At 43.1% G+C, this 19,978-nt stretch carries 26 protein-coding genes; 6 read left to right on the forward strand and 20 right to left on the reverse strand.

Annotated elements, in window-relative coordinates:
- Nucleotides 1-150: 150 nt before the first annotated feature.
- Nucleotides 151-558: a response regulator gene (locus GO755_RS34870; protein ID WP_157590063.1), complete on the forward strand. Its 408-nt coding sequence runs from the start codon at nucleotides 151-153 to the stop codon at nucleotides 556-558.
- 412 nt (nucleotides 559-970) lie between these two features.
- On the opposite strand, the gene GO755_RS41100 is transcribed toward GO755_RS34870, so the two are convergent.
- From GO755_RS41100 to GO755_RS34935, 13 genes are all read right to left on the reverse strand, one after another.
- Nucleotides 971-1,117 (reverse strand): hypothetical protein, encoded by a 147-nt coding sequence (locus GO755_RS41100; RefSeq protein ID WP_198175026.1) that lies wholly within the window; start codon nucleotides 1,115-1,117, stop codon nucleotides 971-973.
- Nucleotides 1,118-1,212: 95 nt separating this feature from the next.
- Nucleotides 1,213-1,725: a hypothetical protein gene (locus GO755_RS34880; RefSeq protein ID WP_157590065.1), complete on the reverse strand. Its 513-nt coding sequence runs from the start codon at nucleotides 1,723-1,725 to the stop codon at nucleotides 1,213-1,215.
- Between the two features lie 80 nt (nucleotides 1,726-1,805).
- Nucleotides 1,806-2,699 (reverse strand): hypothetical protein, encoded by an 894-nt coding sequence (locus GO755_RS34885; RefSeq protein WP_157590066.1) that lies wholly within the window; start codon nucleotides 2,697-2,699, stop codon nucleotides 1,806-1,808.
- A gap of 24 nt (nucleotides 2,700-2,723) precedes the next feature.
- Nucleotides 2,724-5,117: a hypothetical protein gene (locus GO755_RS34890; protein ID WP_157590067.1), complete on the reverse strand. Its 2,394-nt coding sequence runs from the start codon at nucleotides 5,115-5,117 to the stop codon at nucleotides 2,724-2,726.
- Between the two features lie 74 nt (nucleotides 5,118-5,191).
- On the reverse strand, nucleotides 5,192-5,689 hold the full coding sequence (locus GO755_RS34895; protein WP_157590068.1) for a hypothetical protein: 498 nt from the start codon (nucleotides 5,687-5,689) through the stop codon (nucleotides 5,192-5,194).
- 14 nt (nucleotides 5,690-5,703) lie between these two features.
- A complete protein-coding gene (locus tag GO755_RS34900; RefSeq protein ID WP_157590069.1) occupies nucleotides 5,704-6,120 on the reverse strand; it encodes a hypothetical protein in 417 nt (138 codons plus the stop codon).
- A complete protein-coding gene (locus GO755_RS34905; protein WP_157590070.1) occupies nucleotides 6,117-6,605 on the reverse strand; it encodes a hypothetical protein in 489 nt (162 codons plus the stop codon). The genes GO755_RS34900 and GO755_RS34905 overlap by 4 nt, the downstream gene beginning before the upstream one ends.
- A gap of 1 nt (nucleotide 6,606) precedes the next feature.
- Nucleotides 6,607-6,906: a hypothetical protein gene (locus GO755_RS34910; protein ID WP_157590071.1), complete on the reverse strand. Its 300-nt coding sequence runs from the start codon at nucleotides 6,904-6,906 to the stop codon at nucleotides 6,607-6,609.
- A 20-nt stretch (nucleotides 6,907-6,926) separates the two neighbouring features.
- Nucleotides 6,927-7,250 (reverse strand): DUF6706 family protein, encoded by a 324-nt coding sequence (locus GO755_RS34915; RefSeq protein ID WP_157590072.1) that lies wholly within the window; start codon nucleotides 7,248-7,250, stop codon nucleotides 6,927-6,929.
- A 23-nt stretch (nucleotides 7,251-7,273) separates the two neighbouring features.
- Entirely contained in the window at nucleotides 7,274-7,465 is a 192-nt protein-coding gene (locus GO755_RS34920) for a hypothetical protein (RefSeq protein ID WP_157590073.1), read from the reverse strand.
- A 2-nt stretch (nucleotides 7,466-7,467) separates the two neighbouring features.
- On the reverse strand, nucleotides 7,468-8,556 hold the full coding sequence (locus GO755_RS34925; protein ID WP_157590074.1) for a major capsid protein: 1,089 nt from the start codon (nucleotides 8,554-8,556) through the stop codon (nucleotides 7,468-7,470).
- Nucleotides 8,557-8,565: 9 nt separating this feature from the next.
- Entirely contained in the window at nucleotides 8,566-8,967 is a 402-nt protein-coding gene (locus GO755_RS34930) for a hypothetical protein (protein WP_157590075.1), read from the reverse strand.
- A 5-nt stretch (nucleotides 8,968-8,972) separates the two neighbouring features.
- Nucleotides 8,973-9,599, reverse strand: coding sequence for a hypothetical protein (locus GO755_RS34935; protein ID WP_157590076.1), 627 nt, complete (start codon nucleotides 9,597-9,599; stop codon nucleotides 8,973-8,975).
- Between the two features lie 299 nt (nucleotides 9,600-9,898).
- Between GO755_RS34935 and GO755_RS34940 the strand changes: the two genes are divergently transcribed.
- Together GO755_RS34940 and GO755_RS34945 are read left to right on the forward strand one after the other, a co-directional pair.
- Nucleotides 9,899-10,186 carry a hypothetical protein gene (locus GO755_RS34940; RefSeq protein WP_157590077.1) on the forward strand — a complete coding sequence of 96 codons (288 nt, stop codon included), beginning with the start codon at nucleotides 9,899-9,901 and terminating at the stop codon, nucleotides 10,184-10,186.
- On the forward strand, nucleotides 10,183-10,788 hold the full coding sequence (locus GO755_RS34945) for a hypothetical protein (RefSeq protein ID WP_157590078.1): 606 nt from the start codon (nucleotides 10,183-10,185) through the stop codon (nucleotides 10,786-10,788). Before GO755_RS34940 ends, GO755_RS34945 begins: the two co-directional genes overlap by 4 nt.
- Before the next feature lie 52 nt (nucleotides 10,789-10,840).
- On the opposite strand, the gene GO755_RS34950 is transcribed toward GO755_RS34945, so the two are convergent.
- The 5 genes from GO755_RS34950 to GO755_RS34970 all read right to left on the reverse strand — a co-directional run bounded on the left by GO755_RS34950 (nucleotide 10,841) and on the right by GO755_RS34970 (nucleotide 14,559).
- Nucleotides 10,841-11,977: an RNA-guided endonuclease InsQ/TnpB family protein gene (locus GO755_RS34950; RefSeq protein WP_157590079.1), complete on the reverse strand. Its 1,137-nt coding sequence runs from the start codon at nucleotides 11,975-11,977 to the stop codon at nucleotides 10,841-10,843.
- Between the two features lie 341 nt (nucleotides 11,978-12,318).
- The gene (locus tag GO755_RS34955; RefSeq protein ID WP_157590080.1) at nucleotides 12,319-13,080 is read right to left on the reverse strand and encodes an antA/AntB antirepressor family protein; all 762 of its coding nucleotides are present in this window, start codon (nucleotides 13,078-13,080) and stop codon (nucleotides 12,319-12,321) included.
- A gap of 2 nt (nucleotides 13,081-13,082) precedes the next feature.
- Complete coding sequence (locus GO755_RS34960; RefSeq protein ID WP_157590081.1) at nucleotides 13,083-13,751, reverse strand: hypothetical protein; 669 nt, start codon at nucleotides 13,749-13,751, stop codon at nucleotides 13,083-13,085.
- Nucleotides 13,744-14,145, reverse strand: coding sequence for a hypothetical protein (locus GO755_RS34965; protein ID WP_157590082.1), 402 nt, complete (start codon nucleotides 14,143-14,145; stop codon nucleotides 13,744-13,746). Before GO755_RS34965 ends, GO755_RS34960 begins: the two co-directional genes overlap by 8 nt.
- A gap of 207 nt (nucleotides 14,146-14,352) precedes the next feature.
- A complete protein-coding gene (locus GO755_RS34970; RefSeq protein ID WP_157590083.1) occupies nucleotides 14,353-14,559 on the reverse strand; it encodes a helix-turn-helix domain-containing protein in 207 nt (68 codons plus the stop codon).
- A gap of 216 nt (nucleotides 14,560-14,775) precedes the next feature.
- Between GO755_RS34970 and GO755_RS34975 the strand changes: the two genes are divergently transcribed.
- Nucleotides 14,776-15,804, forward strand: a complete 1,029-nt coding sequence (locus GO755_RS34975) for a HEPN domain-containing protein (protein WP_157590084.1) — start codon at nucleotides 14,776-14,778, stop codon at nucleotides 15,802-15,804.
- A gap of 123 nt (nucleotides 15,805-15,927) precedes the next feature.
- On the opposite strand, the gene GO755_RS34980 is transcribed toward GO755_RS34975, so the two are convergent.
- A complete protein-coding gene (locus GO755_RS34980) occupies nucleotides 15,928-16,236 on the reverse strand; it encodes a hypothetical protein (protein WP_157590085.1) in 309 nt (102 codons plus the stop codon).
- A 274-nt stretch (nucleotides 16,237-16,510) separates the two neighbouring features.
- On the opposite strand from GO755_RS34980, the gene GO755_RS34985 reads away from it, so the two are divergent.
- Both GO755_RS34985 and GO755_RS34990 read left to right on the forward strand, forming a co-directional pair.
- Nucleotides 16,511-17,707: a hypothetical protein gene (locus tag GO755_RS34985; RefSeq protein WP_157590086.1), complete on the forward strand. Its 1,197-nt coding sequence runs from the start codon at nucleotides 16,511-16,513 to the stop codon at nucleotides 17,705-17,707.
- Nucleotides 17,673-18,593: a hypothetical protein gene (locus GO755_RS34990; protein ID WP_157590087.1), complete on the forward strand. Its 921-nt coding sequence runs from the start codon at nucleotides 17,673-17,675 to the stop codon at nucleotides 18,591-18,593. Before GO755_RS34985 ends, GO755_RS34990 begins: the two co-directional genes overlap by 35 nt.
- A gap of 97 nt (nucleotides 18,594-18,690) precedes the next feature.
- Here GO755_RS34990 and GO755_RS34995 read toward each other — a convergent pair.
- Nucleotides 18,691-19,978 (reverse strand): hypothetical protein (locus tag GO755_RS34995; RefSeq protein ID WP_227687204.1); only part of this gene is annotated, 1,288 nt, incomplete at its 5' end.

Raw genomic sequence — 19,978 nt, forward strand, 5'->3', positions numbered from 1 at the left:
TGACTTAGTGGTTGGGTAGCGTTAAACGCCATTATAGGAGTTAAAAACTTATTAAGATTAAAGTTGTTACTAACTCATTGTCAATCACTGCTTGCGTATTTAACGGTAAAAACGAACCCTATATTTTGCTAATTTCTCTACCCAGAACGGATGAAGTATACTATTTTAGTGGTCGATGACGACGACGATGATTTTATAATATTATCCACTGTAATTAAGGAATGCCACTCAGATGTCACCCTGGTGTACGCCCAAAACGGGCAGCAAGCGACCCAAAAGCTAATCGACGGCCTAAACCCTCACTTAATTCTGGTTGATGTACAGATGCCGCTGATGGATGGCTACGAGTTAGTCACTTGGTTAATGAACTCCGAAGCCTGGCGACACATACCGGTCGTGATTTGGACAGGTGAAATTTCGGAAAGTGAAGTAACCCGCTATTATCGGGCAGGGGCTAATTCACTCATGTTGAAGCAGACAGCTTTACAGGATATAGAGGCTTTCTGTAAGTACTGGTTGAAGCTGGTTCAATTACCCCAACTTGTTTGGCAAAGCTAATCCAGTATAGGACTTACGTGGTAGCCCCGTCAGGACCGGATCGGACTGTTTCAGTCTATAAAAAAACTGACCTCAAAAAGGCCAGTTTTTTTATCTCTCCTGTAATATGTGTTTTAACCACAAACCTATTCACGCAATGGAATAACAATTTATGTAAATACTGTCATTCTAGACAACTTATTTATTAGTCGGCTAGTCACAAAAAAAGCAGGTCCAAAGCTTGGGCCTGCTTTCACTTTTATCCACACCATAAGGGGGGCAAAGCCCCACTAAAGTATATCAAATTTATAAAGGATGGCTTAAAATAAAGCCCCTTTCCCTCATATTGTCCTTTTTCAGGTTACTTTCTTTTTTTTAACTCTTCTAATTTTATACACATCAACTCTCCCTGTGCCCTCCCCAATTCCTCATGTTATAATTTATTTTGAGCCATTAACTTGCGCACGACCTCATCAAAATTCTCCTCGTCCAAATCAATCTCCTTAACTGAGGAACGACCGCCGGACTTTCCCTCCTCCTCTTTTTCCTCTTCTTCATAACTCGGCGCATCAATCAGCATTCGCTCTACAATACCCCATCGAACGCCCCAGAGTAAGTATTCCCATGTCCAATGAAAATGGGCACAGATAGAGCCTCTGGATCCATACAGGCTTTTTAGTCCTCGCTGTTTTCGTCGTCGCTTTCCTGGTTCTCCGGTTTTTCCTCTACCAGCGCCGGAGCCGTTGTCCTTGTCACCTGGAGGTATCTGATAGAGTTGGTAAAATCCCCCAGATTCATCATCTGGTTAATAATTAGGGTCAGCTGCCAGAGTTTATTGGGGGTTACTCGCCAGAGTAAATAGTTCGCTAGAAATGGAGTCAGGAACTTGATCGGCCACTTTCGATTCAGGATGGCAATGGCCACAACCCTTGCACACCGTTTCGCGTTCTGACTGGCCAATCGCTTGCTTTCTCCGAACGGATCCGCGTCAATGGCGGCTTCCGAGAAGCCCATGTCGAAGAACTCAGCACCTAACCGGTCAATCGTTCCCAGGAAAAAGGGCTTAATCGTGAACCTACGTTCTTCACTACCCCAAAAGCGCAAAAGACTCTGTTTTGGGGTAGTGAAGAACGCGCCTTTTTCGATCAGCGCATTGAGTTCGGCTTGTTCAGCTAGTAGGTTATCCACTTTATTATAGTACCTTACTTACTTTATAGAAATTATCTTCTAGTCCAGAATCCCGACCGGCGGTTGCTGATCGGGATTTTTTAGGGAATGGTCGTCGGATCAGTCGGCGTAGTATCGCCAAAATACTGCCCCCCACTGGCCAGATCAGCCTGATACTGGGCGTAAAAAGCCGCATCGGCATCAGCGTACGTTCTACCCGAAACGGTCAGATCCTCGACATAGAGCTTATAGAGAATATTGCTGTCGGATTGCAGAAAGGTCGTAAACTGAGTCAATATTGATCCGCCTGCCGTGCCCGTAAAGGCGCTTACACCCATCGTTACAATATGATCGCCTACTAGAAAATAATTCCCAGGGCCGTCTGATCGCACCCCTAGCCGGTTAGCGACACCAATGACTGAGTAGGGCCGAACATTCGATTTCTGCATTAAAAACAGAAAGTTGGCCGTGGGCGAGGAGTTGCTGCCAAACTGAAGTCTTGTGTAATCCGTAGCGGTTCCGACGCGGGTTACTTTGTACTGATAGCCGAAAAAATACGAGTGGGATAAATTGGCCAGGATATAGGCATTGATCGCTGTAGGTAAGGCAATTGTGGCTCCCGTCGTGGTTGTACCCGATTGCGATACGATGAAATGCAATCCCCGTTTGGGCGTAAACTCGATCTTTCCGTTGGTACCGATGGTCAATCCATAGGTCAGAATCGGGGAAAGGCTTGTCTGATCGCCAGAACCCAAAATCCCCTGCGCTACTTTCCAGGCCAGGTTGGGCAAAACCATACCTGAACTGATGGTCGTAGGCTGCGTAACTTCTTTATTGGCAAAATTGATATAGCAGAGTGTGCCCTTGGTGATGAGCTGATCCGCGTAGACAATCTTGATGGTGTTGTCAGTCACCTCGGTCGAGGTGACCATCTTTTGCCCAAATGAGACAGTCAGGGCAAGAAAAAAGGATAAAATAGTACTTAAAATCTTCATCGGTTTTCTAGTTTTCAAAAAGGATTATTGGACAACGGGGATAAGACTGACAACCCGCGTAGCGAATACTTCGTAGGCGGCCTGCACCAAATGGAATACGTCATTATCGACGCCATTGGCCTGCTTGAGGTACCAATTGTTAGCCGCCATTTCCGTGGCTGTCGTCAGGTTGGTCAAATCGACCACACTGGTATTTTTTCTCGAAGCCAGCGAGGAACAGACTTTTCGGTATGAAATCAGTTTGGCGGCATCGGGATCGGAAACCGGATGCGAAGGCATGAGCAGAAAATACAATTCGGACTTATCCCAGCCTGCGTATTCATACACATCCTCAGCGCGTTTAATAATGGCCTCCATATTGTCGATGTAGGCGTTTGCGCTGGTTGGCGACATATCGGCCCGCCAACCTAACGAGGGCGATTGATCTTCATTCTGATCGTTCAGGCCTGAATTGACATAGACGACGATAATGGGCTTTAGATTCTGGCTCAGCTGGAGCCGACGCGCTTCGGCGAAATAGTTTTTTAATTTCTGAGCGGAATACGCATTCAACTGCGTACCCATATCCCAAAGCGATTGACCACCCACTCCGTAGAGCGTATGGACGCTTACCCCTGTCTTTTTGGAGGTATCTTCCAGGCGGCAAAAGAAACCCTGCCACGGGCCGGTAATCGGCGTACTTGAGGGCAATGTCCATTTGGCTTCCAGGGCAAGACCCGTTCGACCTGAGTTGGCCGCCAGATCTGTATAGCCCAGTTGATACGTTTCGGCTCCTGTATTGGTATTAATAACCGCACCCGACCCAAACGTGGTATAGGGCGTAGTGCCCTGCCGAAATCCCACTCGAAACGAGCCTGATCCGGTTGTAAACGTGCCATAGGCGTACCAAAAACGGAGTGCACTGGCGACATTAAAGGTGGTGGCTCCTGCCGCAACACTAACGCCATTGAACTGGCTGTTATAGGTAACCCCGTCAGCTATTTGACTGTAGGGCTCAGAAGCCAGGTCGTAATTTTCCAGCGACGTCAGGCCACCGCCAGCCGTGCCAAAATTACCTGTTCCGCCAAACTCAGCCCCCTGAATCATATTCCCGCGCGGGCCGTAAATGGCTGATGCGTAGAGGCCAAACCGATTTCCCAGGGCGTAGTTAAACCCGTGATCCCAGCCTGTGCCGTCCTTAAGCTGGTTACTGTCCCCAATCATTAAGAAATCAATGCGTCGTTTGGCGGCCAGGGCCAGGGCATCCAGTGCCGTAGTGGGCCTACCTGCATTGGTAATCGCTGACTGTGCGTCAGTGGCGAGTCGATCCAGACCAATGGATGAAGCTTTCAGTGCAGTACCCGCAATGGAGTTGTCCAGGTACTTACCCACTTCGAAACTGCCGTCCAGTCTAATCCCCCACCCAAGGCGACCTTTGGGGTCAGTGAGTGCTCCCCGGTATCCACTCGCCGGATCGAGCGTCTGCCACATCAGTGCCGTTACATCGGTGCCAACCTGAGCGAGGCCCACTGAACTGGGTTTAAGCGCTGAACCCGCAATGGAACTGGTTTGGTACTTGCCCGCTTCAAAACTGCCATCCAGGGTAATACCCCAGAGTAATCTTCCTTTTGGATCAAGTAGTTTACTACTATACCCGCTGGCTGGATCGTTTTGCTGCCAGAGTAAACTCTTCGTATCGGTATCAAGCTTAACCTGTGTAATCGTTCCATCCCCAACGGTAGCTGCCTGCGCAACCCGTACCCAGTTCCCAGCTTGGGTAGCTACGATATAATCACCATTGAAATAGGTAATCGCACTGCCGGAAAGCACAGTCGAGCTAACCCCAGCCGTTGCGGTGGTCGAAACTACATAGGCACTACTCGCACTCAGACTGGTTGTTGTCGACAGAACGGGGGTATTGGTTGAGGGGCTCCAGGTACCTTGCAGATTGTATTGGACAACGGTTGGGTTCGCCTTTATGGTAGCGATATCAGTGCTGTTCTGAGCAATCGATGACGAGGCCGTTCCAATCTGATTTTGAAGCCCATTGACTGCCGTTTTTACCACGACGGAGGCAATTGGATTCGAGCTATTTGTCAGCGTCGTATCGACCGTGACCGTTGTGGCTGGAATACTGGTCGTATAGGCGGCAATGGCCGCATCGACCGAAACGGTGCTATAGGGAACCCCGGATTTATTTAGGAGTTGTTTGAACGGGTAATATTCCGTGGCTTTGCCAATGGTTACCGCGATTAGCTTGGTGCCAAAGGGATAAATGGAAATATCGCCCACAAAATCACCCTTGACCGTACCCAGTGAATCCGCCTGAAACAAATGACCATTCTGCCAGTAAAAGCGCATGGCATGGGGCTGAATGGTTGTCTGGGCCTGACCAAAAAACCAAACCAACAAAAGGGGTAACAGGAGTAACTTTTTCATGTGGCTTACCTGATAGAAAAACAGGCATTCGCCTAGACAGTAAGTCCGCCCGAATGCCTGTTAGTGGAATTGGCTTATTGCTGGAATTGAACCGGGCCTACCCCTGATTTGGTTGGCTGCAAGGCCTTGATTGATACATCAAAGCCGAAAACATCCTCCTTGGTAAAATCACCATTGAGTTTTACCGTCACCTGAGCGCGTGGGAAAATTACCGACATACCCTTGGTTGGGGTAATTTTGACAGTTTGTTCAATGGCCACGACTGATGCAGGCATATTCCAGACCCGGTTTGGCGAGGTGCCCGTTGCAGTCCCTCCAAACAGGGCAATAGCCGTGTCGATATCCGGGTTCAGAATTGTCCAAACAAATGTTGTACTCCCGGCTGTTGTGATTGATTCCACTGGAGTATCCGACTCCTCGGCCATGATATCGGTGGTAGTACCGTCGTCCTGCTGAATCTTTGCCGTTCCTTTTTTTGTCAGCCCCAAGGTAGCCAACGTAGTACCAGGTCCACCATCCACATTGATGGCCCCCAGCGCAATGGATACAATACCTCTTGTTATAAGTGCCATCTTGATAGGCGTTTTTAAACCGTTGGAAAAAATTGAAAGTCAACGCGCAGGTTGACGTAGTGTTGCTTTAATTCAGGGACGGCCATGGGGTTGCTTGTCAGAGCTAATTCAAAGCCATACCAGTCTTCATCATGACTGGCTAGTAATGCAGTCGCTAAGTCTAGTAGCGTGGCAATCCGCTCAGAATTGGGAAAGAACTGCCATTCATTATTTACCAGTAGCCTTAGGTCTGGCACATACAGATTGACATTGCACGTGCCTTGCTGAATCTGATTACCATTGACAGGCAACGGATTAATTACCAAATCTTCTAGTACTGAATTATTTGGCCTGCATCCCGATTTGTATACAGTTCCCGAAACAGCGATCTCTAAGGCGGATCCTGAAATATGTTGATACAGGATGGATTCCTCGTGAGACGGATTTTTCATGCGCTTTTGTTCACATCTATCTGCAATTGCCTTAGCAGATTCGGCAATTCGGATTTGGCCAATTGCTCTGCTGTCGTCAGCACATCCAAACCTCTGGATTCTACCGCCAAGGCGTAATTCATACCTGCGACAACGATTAGACCCCAACCCTCACTTGCGAAATCATTGATAAGCTGATTTGCCAGTTCCTTGGCTACCTGAGTACCTGTTTTACCAGATTCAAACCGTCCCGTTTTTGGATTTCGATTCGTAACCGATTGCTGAAAATTGCTTTTAAGAATCTCGCCATTTCGCACAATCACGTACCCAATCGAATTCCGGAGATTTCCTGTCTGATCCCTGTACGTATCGACAGTTCGGGCATGATTCACGCACTGTTCACCTAAGTAAGACAGAACCCGAATAGCGCCCTGTGTTAATTTCCGCACGGCCTTTTCCGCCTGCTGGCGAAATACCTCCCGAAAATTCGTACTAGGATTCAGCATGTTAAATCCAGATCCGACAGTGCAATTGATCCCGCGAAAACCGCTTCACCTCTCCTTTTACCCGAATCGTGGACTGATCCATCGCCATTACCCGAATGGGTGTATTCACAGCGATATCTGGGCAGGATTTAGGCAACTGAATAAGCGACTCATACACGACCGTCGATGAATCTGTCAGCTGTACCCGATTCCCCCCCGAATTGGCCTCATCCCGACAGGGGGAAGCGATAGTCCAGGTAATCCCACTTTCCTGAAAATTACCATTCGCATCAGCTGTAGCTGGCGCAGTGGAGGGAATCATCAGAAAGTAGGGATACTGACTCACCATCGATTCGACGCTTCTGACACCGTAGGTTGACTATTTCCGGGAATGGCAATGCCATAACGGGTATAGATCGAGTTGCGATACTCCGTGGCAGCCTCCTTGCTCCACTCCATCGAATAGCCGCCCTCCGTAACCTTGCTTGGAATAAATGGCAACACTTCAGTAATGGCGTAGGCAATGGCTAACTCGGCTTTTTCAGACGTATCCGGCGAAGTACTATCAAGCCCCACTTTGGCGAGGACATAATTATATTCGATTTGGGATAGCGTCTGATTGAGCCGGGCTAACTTCACCGTTATCAACTCCTGAATTGTTGCCATTTTTCAACGTCGGTTGGGCGCTACTACTTAGGCGGTTCGGTTTCGGCTTTCACCACTTCGACATGCCCGTTTTCGACTAACTTATCTAAACGTTCTTTGTCAAAGTGAGATACATCATCACCGACTTCGTGGACTTTGTCGAAGTTGTCAATATCATGAAACTCCTTAATGACTACGTGCGTGGGCTTCTTAGCCTCTTCCTGTTGCTTTGCCATGATTAGGATTGGACAGTAGTAGTGTCGATTGAATAAATCTCATCAGCGGCTCCAATCACCGGCAGAGCACGGCCCTGAATCGTGGTAAATTCAGCGATAGACGGACGGTTTTGGCGAAACATGGAACCCAGTGCCCAGGGTACTGGCTTGGAATAAACTACCCCAGAAACCGGGCTGTCTTCTTCAGCTAAAAAGGTGTACTCAATAGCACCTAGCTCCTCGGTGCATATCGCCATAACCATGCCCTGTTGATAGGGCTTGACGATGGTTTGTACCCCGTTGCGTTCCCTGCGAACTGCGCGGTCAATCAGTTCGACCGTGAAGCCATACCGACCCAGTAACAATGCATTCGCATTTTCTTTATCCAGGTTGGTGCGAAGCGTGCCCGTGTATCCGACTTTAAACGCGTAGTAATCCCGAAATTGCGTCGTGGCAATCATATTGCCGAAGGTGGTGCTGTCCATGAAAATAGTCTGGATTACCTTGCCGTCTGTTTTGGCCTTAGCCACCATTCGATCCAGGTCGTCCATGGGCTTCGCCGTTGATGCACTGCTCCACAATATTCCCACACCAAATTTATTGGCAGAGAGGTAGCCAAAGTCGACCTGAAAGCCAGTGCCTACATTGTCAATGTCATCAACAATCACCTTGCCCGTCGAGAAGCCCTCTAAAAACAGGGCCTCCATCAACTCATAAGCCGCATCAACCGTGCGCTCGGCATCATTAAAGATCTTTTTAATGATGGCTTTTGTATTGTCGCCCGGTGCTCGTTGCAGAATGCCAATCTGGGTTAGCTGGCGCTCGTTCAGGCTCATTTCAATACCAAACTTGGGAATGTCGCCCGACGCATTGCTCGTGCTATCGCGCTTCACTTTGGGCAGCGATGAGTCCATGGCAACTACAAACGCCATAACGCGCGTGTAGGTAGCCAACAGTGTTTCCCAACGCCCGGTCACCGATTGGTTTTCAGCTAGAAAGCGTTGAAATAAATACGTTAAGCCGTTTTGCGATCCGTTCAGTAGCTCCACGCGGTTCAACTGCGTGGCGGCAAACCATTTCTGAGCAAGGGCTAAAAACTGTGATGGCTCCATTTTAGTCGTTTAGTCTTGCGTGAAAATGATGTTGGGTAGAGCTGCCTTGAAAGCGGCTTCCAGGCCACTGGGATCAAATGGCGAACTGACGCGGTTTACGGTTCCCCGTAGCATTATCCCCGCAAACGGACGAGCCGTGAGGATAGTAGAAATGAGAACACCTGCGTATTCATGGCCCGAAGGCAGGGCTGCATAGGCAGTAGCACCCCCATTTAGAGGCATCGGTTTATAATCCTTGGGGTCGGATGTTGCACGGATAATAAGATGTCCGGCCTTGATAGTTGTGGGCGTAAACCCTGTTGTATCAAGCGTGCGACCGCCCCGAACCGACTGAAAGTTATCAATGATTGTCACTGAGTCCAGTGTTGAATCAATGGTAACCCCCGCATTATTCAGACTTGGGTAGATCATTTTATTTATTTGGGTTTACCAAAAATGGCTTGGACCTCCTCCTTGGAGGCCGTTTTTGGGGTATTCCCACTCGACTTAACTGGTGGCTTTGTTTGACCTAGGCTTGCATTAGCCTCCGTCTGAACAAATTCCGCTGCGTCCGTTTCGACCTCTTCCAAATAGGAATTGAATTCCTCATCGTCTTTAAACTGCATCCGATTGAAGGCTTTCAATGTCGTATTCTTAAAAGCATCTGTAGCGTCCTTCAGCTTGGCTTCTAGTTGCGATTTGCGGGTATCAAGCGTCTTACCCTGCTCTATAGCTTCAAGCCGTTTATCGTTTTTCTCGATATAGGACTTAAACCAGCCGGGCATATCATCCTGAGCAGAGTCTTTTGTTTTGTCGTTGTCTGAGCCCGCTGAATTTTCCTTTTGCTGCTTTTCCTTTTCTTTCGACGCATCGGTAGCTATCCGGTCGTCATTTTTCTGAATATCAGCAAAGGGAAACATCTCATTAGCCTCATCCAACTTCAAGTCAATTGCATCATCGTCAGCCTCATCATCAACCTTAAGCTTGATGGACGCTAGGCGTGCCTTCGATAAGTTCAACTTCGGAAATTTGACCTTAAAGCGGGCGATTTCTTTGTCTGTCATGGTCGGGTAAAACGATTGGATTTTCCTGACAAATATATTCAAACTGCTTATATTGCAAGCAGTTTATAACAAATCTTACGTAAGATAATTTACTTACAATCAGCTAGTTATAAACAAAATTCAACAGATTTTCCAGCTAAAACTAGAGTCATTTTTGGCAGGTTTTAATTCTGAAAATTGCCTTTAACTAGCTGATTGCGATGCGCTTATAAACTATAAATAATGCAAGAAATAATGCAGGAAATACTGCACGTTTTAATGCAGAAAATGAAGCAGATTTTACCTTAAACAATTCTGACATGAATGATTTATCGACCGCCTTTTTTACGCAGCTGTTTCAGCGTCTTCAGAAGAAAACGCCCAAGTTTTTCAATATTCTGACTGTAATCCTGGGTGCATTAGCGGCACTCACGGCCAGTGAAGAGGCTTACGAAAAGAGCCTGACCGAAGTCCCGGAGTGGCTTCACATTACGGGCTACATTTTGAAAGCCGCTTTCTTTCTGTCGGGCATCATCACCGCGCAGGCCGCGATTAAGACACCCTCCACTCCTCCCCTAGGAGATGATCAACTGCCGAAGAAATCATGATCTGGAAATGGATTGTTGGGCCGGCAATTTTGGCAGGCATCGGCTACCTGCTCTTTACCTACGTTCCCGGATTCAAATTCTGGGAAAAACAACGAGCCCAGGAGAATACCGCTCGGGATAGCCTGCAACGAGTCACAATGGCTAATGCGAAACTGGCCAAAGACTTTGCCGACTTCAAAGCGCAGATTGAACAGGACAAAAAAAGCAGCGATGACCGCTCAGCCTCGGTATTGCCCAATATCAAGGTCGATGTGGCTGGCCTCACTGCCTTGGCTCAACGAACCGCCAATCTGGAAAACCTCATCCGGTCGAACCTGCTAACACCTGCGGATACGGCAAAAGCAACACCTGTTGTCAGCTACAACGAACCCGCGAATCAGGCCATTACCATCAAGCTGCGCCTGTTTGATAGCCTTCAAACCAAGCAGATCTACACTGAACGAGCGTGGTCCTCATTGAATCAAGCCTACCGGATTCGGGGGGATACAATGGGAAAAGCAAGGGCCTGGGCTAATGAAGGCAAAGCCATAGCGAAGAAAAAAGGCCTTTTTACTGGCCGTAATAAGGAGCTGCGCGAACACAGCCTTCACCCTCCATTCTAAACCTAAGAGCATTTACGGCACGCGTTGAGAGTGAGTATTGACACTCCCCCGGCTAAAGCGCGGGAGATTCTTGCTTCAACGTCGAACTACTGTCCAACTCCACAAGCTGAGTGACGGTATGCCCTACCGCCCTTAATTTTATATTCCTAGCCGCATTAACATCTCTGTCATGGGTAGTGCCGCAACCGGGACAAACCCACTCACGCACCGCTAACGTTAGCTCCGTATTCCGGTAGCCGCAAGCTGAACAGTCCTGCGAGGTGTGACGGGCAGAAACTTTCTCAAACTTACGCCCGTACCACTTCGCTTTATACTCAAGCATTTGGGTTAACCCATACCAACCCGCGTCCGAAATGGACTTAGCCAGATGGTGATTAGCTAATATATTCTTAATCTGCAACGATTCAACGGCTATCGCTTGGTTCTCACGAATCAGCCGCGTCGTTAGTTTATGGTGAAAGTCGAATCTTGTGTTGGCTACTTTCTGATGCTGACGCGCCAACTTTTTGACTGCCTTCTTTCGGTTGGTACTCCCTTTCTTTTTGCGGCTCACCAACCTCTGCAATCGTTTTAACTTTTTCTCCGCTTTATACAGGTGTTTTGGATTTTCAATCGTTTCACCCGCTGAGGTGACCAACAGGCTTTTGATACCTACGTCAATACCGATACTGTTTTGAACGGTCGGCAACGGCTCTATATCCGTTTCTACGCACAGGCATACATACCACCCATCGGCACATTCCCGAACCGTAGCCCGTTTGATTGTACCTGTACAGGCTTGAGAGTTGCGATACTTGACTTTGCCCAATTTAGGCAGTTGCACATGGGTAGCTGACAGTTTAACGCCCTGCTTGAAGGAAAACGATTGATACTGACCTTTCCGGGCGAATTTAGGGAATCCTTTACCCTGCTTGAAAAAGCCTTCGTAGGCATTGAAAACCCGGTCGGTCACTTCCTGCAAGGTCTGACTATTAACGCAGCCCAACCAAGGGGTTTGTTTGGCAATGGCTGATAGTTCTTTCTGAATCTCATACTTACCAATACTAATCTTGTTTTGCTCCCACAGGGTCTTTTTGTAGGACAAACTCAGATTATAGACGTACCGACAAGCGCCCAACCATTGCACCAACGACCGTTGTTGGGATGGGGAGGGGTTGAGTTTATAGCGATATGTTTTGGTCTGAATCACAAGTAAATTTATAACATAATATACTTAAAATCAATAAATTAACTAGAATTTTAATTACAACTAAACATACGTACCAGCCTCATTTTAGTAGCCAAAGTGAATGAAGCTTTACGCCCGAAATTCGTAATGACTTTCTTAATCTGGTACCTCTTTCCATACCTCAGTTGTTGCGTCCAAATTAGGCGTAGTCCTATTAAGTTTATGGTGATTGAGTAAGCTGGATTACACGACATAACCGTGTAATCCAGCTTAACCTATTTTAGCTATAGCCCACCTTGGCAGTAAAGCAATTAGCTGATTCATTAGGCTTTGCCAAGAGTCTTCTGCCTATACGATAGCGCCTACTCCTCGACGTACTTCAGCTCCGCCATTATGAGCCCGTACATTTTGTCCAGATGACCGTAGCGTTCAATAGCATCCAAAAGTGACTCTCCGTTTAGACGGATTAGTCGGTATACGTTAATGCTCCACACCTCATTAAGCCGCCTATATAGATAATTGTACGTATCGCCCTGTTCGGCTCCGTGATACCCGCAGTACTCATTCACCCGATGCTTCACCGCCTGCCGTAAATCCGAAGCCGGGCGTTTTGGCGAAGGACTGTTAAGCTGGGGAGTCCTTTTCAAGTGAGGAGGGGCCGAGGGCTTGGGCAAACGAACGGTACCCCGTATACTTTCTACGTCGGCGCGGAGTTGAGCTATCATATTGCCCTGCTCCACTAACAAGTGGGCTTGTTGCAGTAAGACCTGTTCCACTGACAATGAAAAGGGCTGTTTTTGAACTTTCCGTTCACACTCCAAAAAGTACCGCCGTGCCTCTTCGCCTTTCTCCGTTCGGGCAAGCATGGATAGCCGTTTGGCGAAATCTACCGAAATTGCATAATCGACGGTTGGCCGACCACCTTCGGAGGTTTTCGACTTAATGTCGAGTTCAATTTGCTCCCAGTCTTCCCCTTCTTTGGCGTAGGGGTTGTTGATGATATTCTTTTTCGACCAACGCGACCACTGCGACCCATCGAAACCGAGAAACTCGTATAGTTCACGAGCCGAGGCAACCACCGCCGAACCTTGTTCATTGGTGGTAAGTTGAATTAGCTCGTTCATACCTATTCGTAGTCTGGTTCGATCATGGCACCCACCAAAAAATCAAGCGACAAGATTCTAACCACATCCGACCAGGGAATCACTTCGTCGGGCCAATCGGGATTTCTCCGCTTAAGGGTGAAGGACTCCTCGGTGACATTAGTAATTCGGCCAACCATTTCGGTATCATAATCACTATACCGATAAATGGAAACGATTTTCTGAGTCTGCCTCCATTCATCCGGTTTTAGTTGAAAAAAGGCAACAGTTGTATCTTTTGGCAACAAAGGAGCCATACTGTCGGTACGCAACGAAATAACACCACCAAACGGAGACCGAATCAGGCTCAGGTAATTATCCTGATTGACAATCTCATACCCCATAGGTAATAGCAGGGGATTGGCAATGATGAGCTGCTCAAGGAAATAATTGACGAGTTGCAGGGCCGTAATGCGGGCCTGGGCAACGTCGTCAGGCAGGTTTGCCGGATTTGTCCGGTAGGGGGAAAGCGAGTTGAGTAAATTATACACCACTTCCTGATGCAGGGAGAGTCGATGACTTTTCCCTAGTTGGTCGCTCAGTAGCTCAAGTCTGGAATACTCCTTTTGATAGCTATACCAAAGGGGAGGATCTATCAGGGGCTTACTAAGCTGGACTTTAGTCTCCGGGGTGGTTTGCTGACTATTATTCACGGCCCACCTCCTTTTTTGAATTGCAGGAGCGGGTATAGCCCGAATTGTCATCAAAAAACTCAAACTCTTCTTTCAACTTATTTACAAAAATAAGTTGAGTCACAAAATCACGTATCTCAGTTCTATACTTATTCAGATCTACATTCTTGTTGTCAATCCAGAATGAAAATAATTCAGACTGAAACTCGACACTTTTTCGGGAATCCCTAAAATCCCATGCCAGATATAACAGGTCAAATAGGCCACTAAGTGCCTCTTTGTTGTTGGCAATCTTCCCAAGGAAAGCCCTTTGCCAATCATCCAGCGAAGGAGGTGTTTGGGCCGCATTTTGGGCCATTGGTGGAGGTGGGGTTGCATAGTTGCCCCTACCCACGTAGCTTTGCTCCGTGTTCATTTTGACTATAAGGTTAATGTTGAACATTAGCCCCTTCGCTCGTATCCGCCAAGATTTCTAGCGTTGGGGTTTTCTATTGATTATCAATAGACTGGCTTACTTCGTTGGGCAACCCACTAGGGTACTATATAACTTTTGGGCTTCTCATTGACTATACAATATTAATATAAACTTGCATTAAATGCAAGTTTAAAGGCAAAAAAATAGCTATTCAAAACTGACCTTCAAATTCAGCCCTAATACGTTTGCTATTTTATGAGCTTGCTCAAACGAGACACTTTGCTTGCCCGCTTCATAGCGACTAAATGTACTTTCACTAACGCCAGTTTTCTCGGCTAAATCTTTTAGTGTCATTCCCTTTGCCTTACGTGCTTCCCGAATCAACTGCCCCACTTGTTCTGTAATCTCTGACATATTAATACTTGACTTTTATATGGTAAAATACGTACTTTTTGACGAGACCTTTACCCAAAGTCACAGGTATTTTAATCAGCGACAAAATTACATGTAGCTACATGATTCAAGTCAGCTTGTGTAACAATATAAAGTGCATGATAAAGAGATTATAAGCTACTTGCTCAAAAATGAAGTTTCTTATATTTACACAATCAAATTACTATACTTGTACTTATGGCTAAAGAAACCTTTGCGTTTATTGGAAATGTACTTTTGATCGACAAAAAAATAAAACTACCTTATGAAATAGTCGATAATCAATACTTAGAAAGAGCAACAGAAGAACAAGTTTTGTGGATTAAAGGAAACTTAATTGAGACTTTACCTCCTCGAGACATTCACAGTTATTTATATTTTTACGAGCAGGAGATAACTATAAAAGATAATAAAATTGATTATGGTAAACTGTTAACGAGTACGAATTGGAACTACTATGTAATTGTAAATAGAAATAGTCAATGGAATCATGAATTATTTACCCTTAGACCATGCCTATATCTGCAAAGTAAAATTTTCTTACCAATAGAGCTCCATTGGCCAACTGCGGAACGTGAAGAGCCTAGCCCACAAACTACAGGTGAAGCAGGCCATTTATTTTATGGCATGTTCACATTTGTTAACCAAGCTTATAATCCAATTAAAATAACGAAAACATTTCTAAATACAACAAAAAAAATTTACAAACGATATGAAACCCTTTCAAGAAACGCGCATAATAATAAAGACTTTGAATATAGGTTTATATTGACTGCAATCGAATATTTTCGTCAGACTTCAAGAACATCTGACTTTTCAAAGATGAAAATTTTGGAATACTTCTCCATACTAGAGTTGTTGCTAACCCATGCCCCACAAGATACTGGCGACTCATTAACGAAACAATTAATAAATAAATTATTTTTATTAAACAATCGCTTAAAAGAACCCATTGATTACAGAAGTTTATTTGGTAACATTGAGTTTAAAAAATTAATCACTTCATTATATGCTTATAGAAGTAGAATAGCGCATGGATCACCAGTAGAGTACTTGGGGCTGTTGGATGAAACTCATGATGGCAAGATTGTAAAATTTAAAGATAAGGAGCTGCAAGTATTGGTGAACTCTGCCACTATTAGTAAATTTTTAATAGAAACTATCACAAAACTATTAATTTACAGTTTAGAAGAACCTCAGCTTTTCAAGGATTTAAAAGCGTGTTAATAATAGCTGTAATTTCACCCACGCCCCGGTTTCAAATAGCAATACGTAGAGTAAACCACCACAAAAAAAATGCTGGCACTAAAAGCACCAGCATTTTTGATTTAACCCATAATTTCTTGCTGCTTATATCGGCAACAAGTACAAGGTGGCCGTTGGTACCATGACTTGCTCCTGTTCAGGATGAGGTATTTGTCCTAGAATAGGCGACTTAGCCACCACCACCGAATAAGGGCTGGACTTACGATCCGCGTTAAGAACCGATACCTTATGCTGGGTCCCTACCTGAAACTGCGGACCAAAAGCAGTATCAAAATCAATCCAGCAGTCAGGGGCTAATTGAGTGGTGGATTGTTGTGAACTGTCTTTATACAGGAGAAGCCGAAGAAGGACTTCGGGATTTAGTAACGTAGCATTACTTTGTAGGGTGTTCATATAATATAGTTGTCATAGCACTATATTACACATAAAATATATATTAACCAAAAAGGGCAAGTGTTTTGTAGGCTTAAAATAGCCGGTTAGTGGCCATATTAAATGTAGTTACATGTTTCGTCCCCGCTTGCGCAACAATGGCCATCCCTCCAAAAAAAGGGTATTTTTCCCGTAGGAAATAATGAGCAAATACCAGTATTTGCAGTTACAAGTTATTCGCACTAGGTAACGTTTACAAGTTATTACTTGTAAACCTTAAAATTTTTACATTAAAATGATCGTAAAATTAACTGGCTTTTTATTGCTTTATTTTTGCTTTTATAACGCAATTAGTCAAACTACAGTAAATACGCTCCAAGAAAATGAGCTAGATCGTAATTTGCAATTAGCATGTAAATACATTAAAAAACCTAGCTTTAATGATTATGAGTGGGAGAAGTTGTTATTAAAATACCCAGATAGTACAGAGTTACTAATATTAGATATATGGATAAGGGATAGTTTTGAAAAGGAAGTTATGCATAAAGTAAGCCTTTTTAATGATATTACTGTTGATAATTATTATCAATTGTCGAACTCAAGTATGAGAAAGTCTATTTCCTATTTTAGATTAAAAGATTTTTCGATGGGGATAGAATCTGCGAAAAAATATCAAGAAACGCTTAATATGCTATTGAAGTACAAAAAGTTTAATTCTCAAGTCCAGGAGCATATAAAAAATTATAATTCCATTGTAATGGATAATCTAATATCAGATGCCTTAAAACATAATAATAATTTTTCTTCCCTGATAAGATTAATCCCTGAAAATTTGTTCTCAAATGATGAAATATATAATATTATTATTGTTAAATTATTAGATAATGAGCGGTATTTTGAAGCAATAAAATTATCAATTGAAATTTTAAATTATGTTAAAAACAAAAAAACGGCAGTTGCTTTTTGGTACAATGCAGTAGATGAAATATTGGGAGATTTATATATGAATATATCATGGCAGCCGCCTAAGGGAAAGTCATCGAGAAGGGAAAATATTTTAGAATACGTTATGAGGTATAATGATCAAGATGATTTTATTAGATTTGCACAAAATCCCAATAATATAATAAACTATTCGACGTTTAGCGTCGAGGAAGATAGAGCAGAGATTTTTGGCGCTTTTGTTAGATGCAATACTCTTAAAGATAATTGTGAGCTAACAAAAACAATAAGAGCAAGAATGAAAGAACATAATATTGAATTAATATTAAAATATTATTTCAATCTTAGATTTCACTATAAATGGCCTCTATATTGTCTATCAGATATGCCTCTTCGTGTAGAAGTGCAACAGTATTTGAATAATTATGAGCGCACTGTGCCAAAAGCTTACCAGAATAAAAACTCGGTAGAAATATTAAAAGGATTTTTAATGGCATATAAATATATGAAACAAAATGGGTGCAAACCTCTTCCGAAGTCAAATAAATAAAGAAAGGCTAGAATTGATAAGTGTTTTATTGGGTATACTATCTACTATTAGTGCTGGAGTATATTTTCTCTATATTAATTTGAAAGCAGAACCTGATTTGAAAATACTGAGTGCTGAAGTTGTGTACGTTAAGTCTTACCCAGTTGTTAAAATGATAATTCAAAATACGAGTTCTAGCCCGCAGTTTATTAATAATGTAGAATACGAGCTAAATAATTCGAATTATAAGCATTATGATGTAGAGCCTTTAGGAGAACCTGTTCAAGTAAAATACAATTGGCTTATTTCGAAAGACGATCTTTCTCTAAAGAAAAGTAGGAAGACTTTAAAAAAAATTATCATAAAAGATGAAATTTGTGAAATAAGTTTTATTGTTGGATTTAAAGAGTTGAGATATAAAGTAAATATGGATGGGTATTTTAGGATTAACTATGGTGAAGATAAATATATTAGAACAAAAGATAGATTTAAATTGACTGTTGATAATGAGCTATTTAATTACCCAGTTCTTGATCTTCCTAGATCAGAAGATAGTTTAATGGTTATGCTAAAAAATACCGATGATGAATACTCAAGAATTACTCTTATCAATGAAATTTCAGAAAGAAATATTCTACAATATTACAATTATATTGATTATGATCTTAAAAGTAAGGATTTGTCAATATTATTAGCTGCTCTCCAGTATATCAAGAATAACCCTAGAAAAGACTATCTAAATAAAATAATAAATTTAAGTATGAGTATTGAAAGTGCACAAGTTAAACAAAAAGCTTTTGATATAATGCGGATTTATCCAAGTGAGTCAATTCAAATTTTGGATAAATTAGACCAAAATGAGTTGACTAGGTTTTATAAAAGCAGCCTACTACAACATACTAAATGATCAATGTGCGTCCTGATAAGTGGGTAATGCTTTATGCTTATACTTGTTACCATTTCTTCTGTTCCCGTCTGGCAGTGCGATCAAAGGAGATGGAATTCTATCCTCCCTTTACTTTGTCCATAATGTTAATTACTTGTTCAGTGGGCGAAGTTGGCCCTTGCCCAAATCCTGGACCTGAGTCTAATTTAGAAAGCAATCCGCTTCGAAGGTCTTTTTTATCTGCTTCCGTTTCTTTGTATAGCTCTATTATTTCTGCTTTAGAAAAAAGGTAACTTGCTTGTTGCTGATTGTATTTATAAATATTGAAAAATATTTGAACAAGGAATAATGTTAAAGCAGCTATTGCTACACGAAGAGTTATGTCAGGCCAGCTAATAGTTGATTGTCGTTCGATTTTTTCAAGTAGTAATTTATATGGGTCGATACCTAAAGTACCCTCTTGTAAAATATTTGAAAGACTTCTTTCTGAAGTTGGATTAACATAATTACGCATTAAGGAGTCGATTTGAGTATAGATTTCTTTATCTATACTTGTTTTGTGTATTATTTTTTTTAACGCAAAATCAACCCTCCGTTTGAAAACAATTTGACTTTCAATTGCGCGATTATATCCTTCGTGCTGCATATCTAGGATTTTTCTTTGTATTTCTATTTCTCGAATTCTATCAATTTGATTTAAAGCTACAGTCCCAAGCGAAGCACTTCCGCCGATTGCGACTAATATTACCATAATAAACAGGCTATAGTTAGTCATTCTTGTGGAATATGCTGCTCGTGAAAGCATGGATTTAATTACAGAATCCATTGCTGATTTGCCTATTCCTAAATTGAATTCAGATTTTACATATATTGATTCTTTTTTTTGATCACTCTTATCTTGGTCTTTATCTTTTCCTATATACCTAGCAGGCTTATCAACTTCTTTGATATTATCATTATCTAAAACCAAGTACCTATTTATTGATATGTTAACTATCATTAAACCAAGTATGTCCGTAGCAATTGAAAACATAATTGGATTTAATGGGACAATATTTTTATACTTTAATGTACCTTGGAAGACCCTGAAAAGGTCGGGTATTAAATAACGAGCAGAAAATGGCGCTATAATAAAGTAGAGATACATAATATAGCGCGTTTTACTCAACCCTGAAGTACGGTTTATTGAATTAATAATTCTTTCTAGAGTGTAAATTATTAATAATTGAAATATACAGTTATAAAAGTCCGTTTCTATATCAATAATATCTACGCCTGTTATATATCTGTATATTAAAAATGATACAAATGTTGAGCTGACTATGTAAATAATAGTCCAATCAAAAGATAATTTAGATTGTGTTGAGCGGGTTGAAATATTGAAGATTTCCATATTGAATGGATTA

The organism is Spirosoma arboris, from assembly GCF_009754945.1.
Lineage (GTDB): Bacteria > Bacteroidota > Bacteroidia > Cytophagales > Spirosomataceae > Spirosoma > Spirosoma arboris.

Excerpts from the sequence above, each read along its gene's own strand:
- GO755_RS34990 (WP_157590087.1), top strand. The coding sequence starts at position 17,673 with ATGGGTGCAAACCTCTTCCGAAGTCAAATAAATAAAGAAAGGCTAGAA.
- GO755_RS34895 (WP_157590068.1), bottom strand. The coding sequence starts at position 5,689 with ATGGCACTTATAACAAGAGGTATTGTATCCATTGCGCTGGGGGCCATC.
- GO755_RS34970 (WP_157590083.1), bottom strand. The coding sequence starts at position 14,559 with ATGTCAGAGATTACAGAACAAGTGGGGCAGTTGATTCGGGAAGCACGT.
- GO755_RS34900 (WP_157590069.1), bottom strand. The coding sequence starts at position 6,120 with ATGAAAAATCCGTCTCACGAGGAATCCATCCTGTATCAACATATTTCA.
- GO755_RS34905 (WP_157590070.1), bottom strand. The coding sequence starts at position 6,605 with ATGCTGAATCCTAGTACGAATTTTCGGGAGGTATTTCGCCAGCAGGCG.
- GO755_RS34885 (WP_157590066.1), bottom strand. The coding sequence starts at position 2,699 with ATGAAGATTTTAAGTACTATTTTATCCTTTTTTCTTGCCCTGACTGTC.
- GO755_RS34925 (WP_157590074.1), bottom strand. The coding sequence starts at position 8,556 with ATGGAGCCATCACAGTTTTTAGCCCTTGCTCAGAAATGGTTTGCCGCC.
- GO755_RS34975 (WP_157590084.1), top strand. The coding sequence starts at position 14,776 with ATGGCTAAAGAAACCTTTGCGTTTATTGGAAATGTACTTTTGATCGAC.
- GO755_RS34940 (WP_157590077.1), top strand. The coding sequence starts at position 9,899 with ATGAATGATTTATCGACCGCCTTTTTTACGCAGCTGTTTCAGCGTCTT.
- GO755_RS34980 (WP_157590085.1), bottom strand. The coding sequence starts at position 16,236 with ATGAACACCCTACAAAGTAATGCTACGTTACTAAATCCCGAAGTCCTT.
- GO755_RS34945 (WP_157590078.1), top strand. The coding sequence starts at position 10,183 with ATGATCTGGAAATGGATTGTTGGGCCGGCAATTTTGGCAGGCATCGGC.
- GO755_RS34915 (WP_157590072.1), bottom strand. The coding sequence starts at position 7,250 with ATGGCAACAATTCAGGAGTTGATAACGGTGAAGTTAGCCCGGCTCAAT.
- GO755_RS34985 (WP_157590086.1), top strand. The coding sequence starts at position 16,511 with ATGATCGTAAAATTAACTGGCTTTTTATTGCTTTATTTTTGCTTTTAT.
- GO755_RS34955 (WP_157590080.1), bottom strand. The coding sequence starts at position 13,080 with ATGAACGAGCTAATTCAACTTACCACCAATGAACAAGGTTCGGCGGTG.
- GO755_RS34965 (WP_157590082.1), bottom strand. The coding sequence starts at position 14,145 with ATGAACACGGAGCAAAGCTACGTGGGTAGGGGCAACTATGCAACCCCA.
- GO755_RS34910 (WP_157590071.1), bottom strand. The coding sequence starts at position 6,906 with ATGATTCCCTCCACTGCGCCAGCTACAGCTGATGCGAATGGTAATTTT.
- GO755_RS34870 (WP_157590063.1), top strand. The coding sequence starts at position 151 with ATGAAGTATACTATTTTAGTGGTCGATGACGACGACGATGATTTTATA.
- GO755_RS34920 (WP_157590073.1), bottom strand. The coding sequence starts at position 7,465 with ATGGCAAAGCAACAGGAAGAGGCTAAGAAGCCCACGCACGTAGTCATT.
- GO755_RS41100 (WP_198175026.1), bottom strand. The coding sequence starts at position 1,117 with ATGCTGATTGATGCGCCGAGTTATGAAGAAGAGGAAAAAGAGGAGGAG.
- GO755_RS34935 (WP_157590076.1), bottom strand. The coding sequence starts at position 9,599 with ATGACAGACAAAGAAATCGCCCGCTTTAAGGTCAAATTTCCGAAGTTG.
- GO755_RS34890 (WP_157590067.1), bottom strand. The coding sequence starts at position 5,117 with ATGAAAAAGTTACTCCTGTTACCCCTTTTGTTGGTTTGGTTTTTTGGT.
- GO755_RS34930 (WP_157590075.1), bottom strand. The coding sequence starts at position 8,967 with ATGATCTACCCAAGTCTGAATAATGCGGGGGTTACCATTGATTCAACA.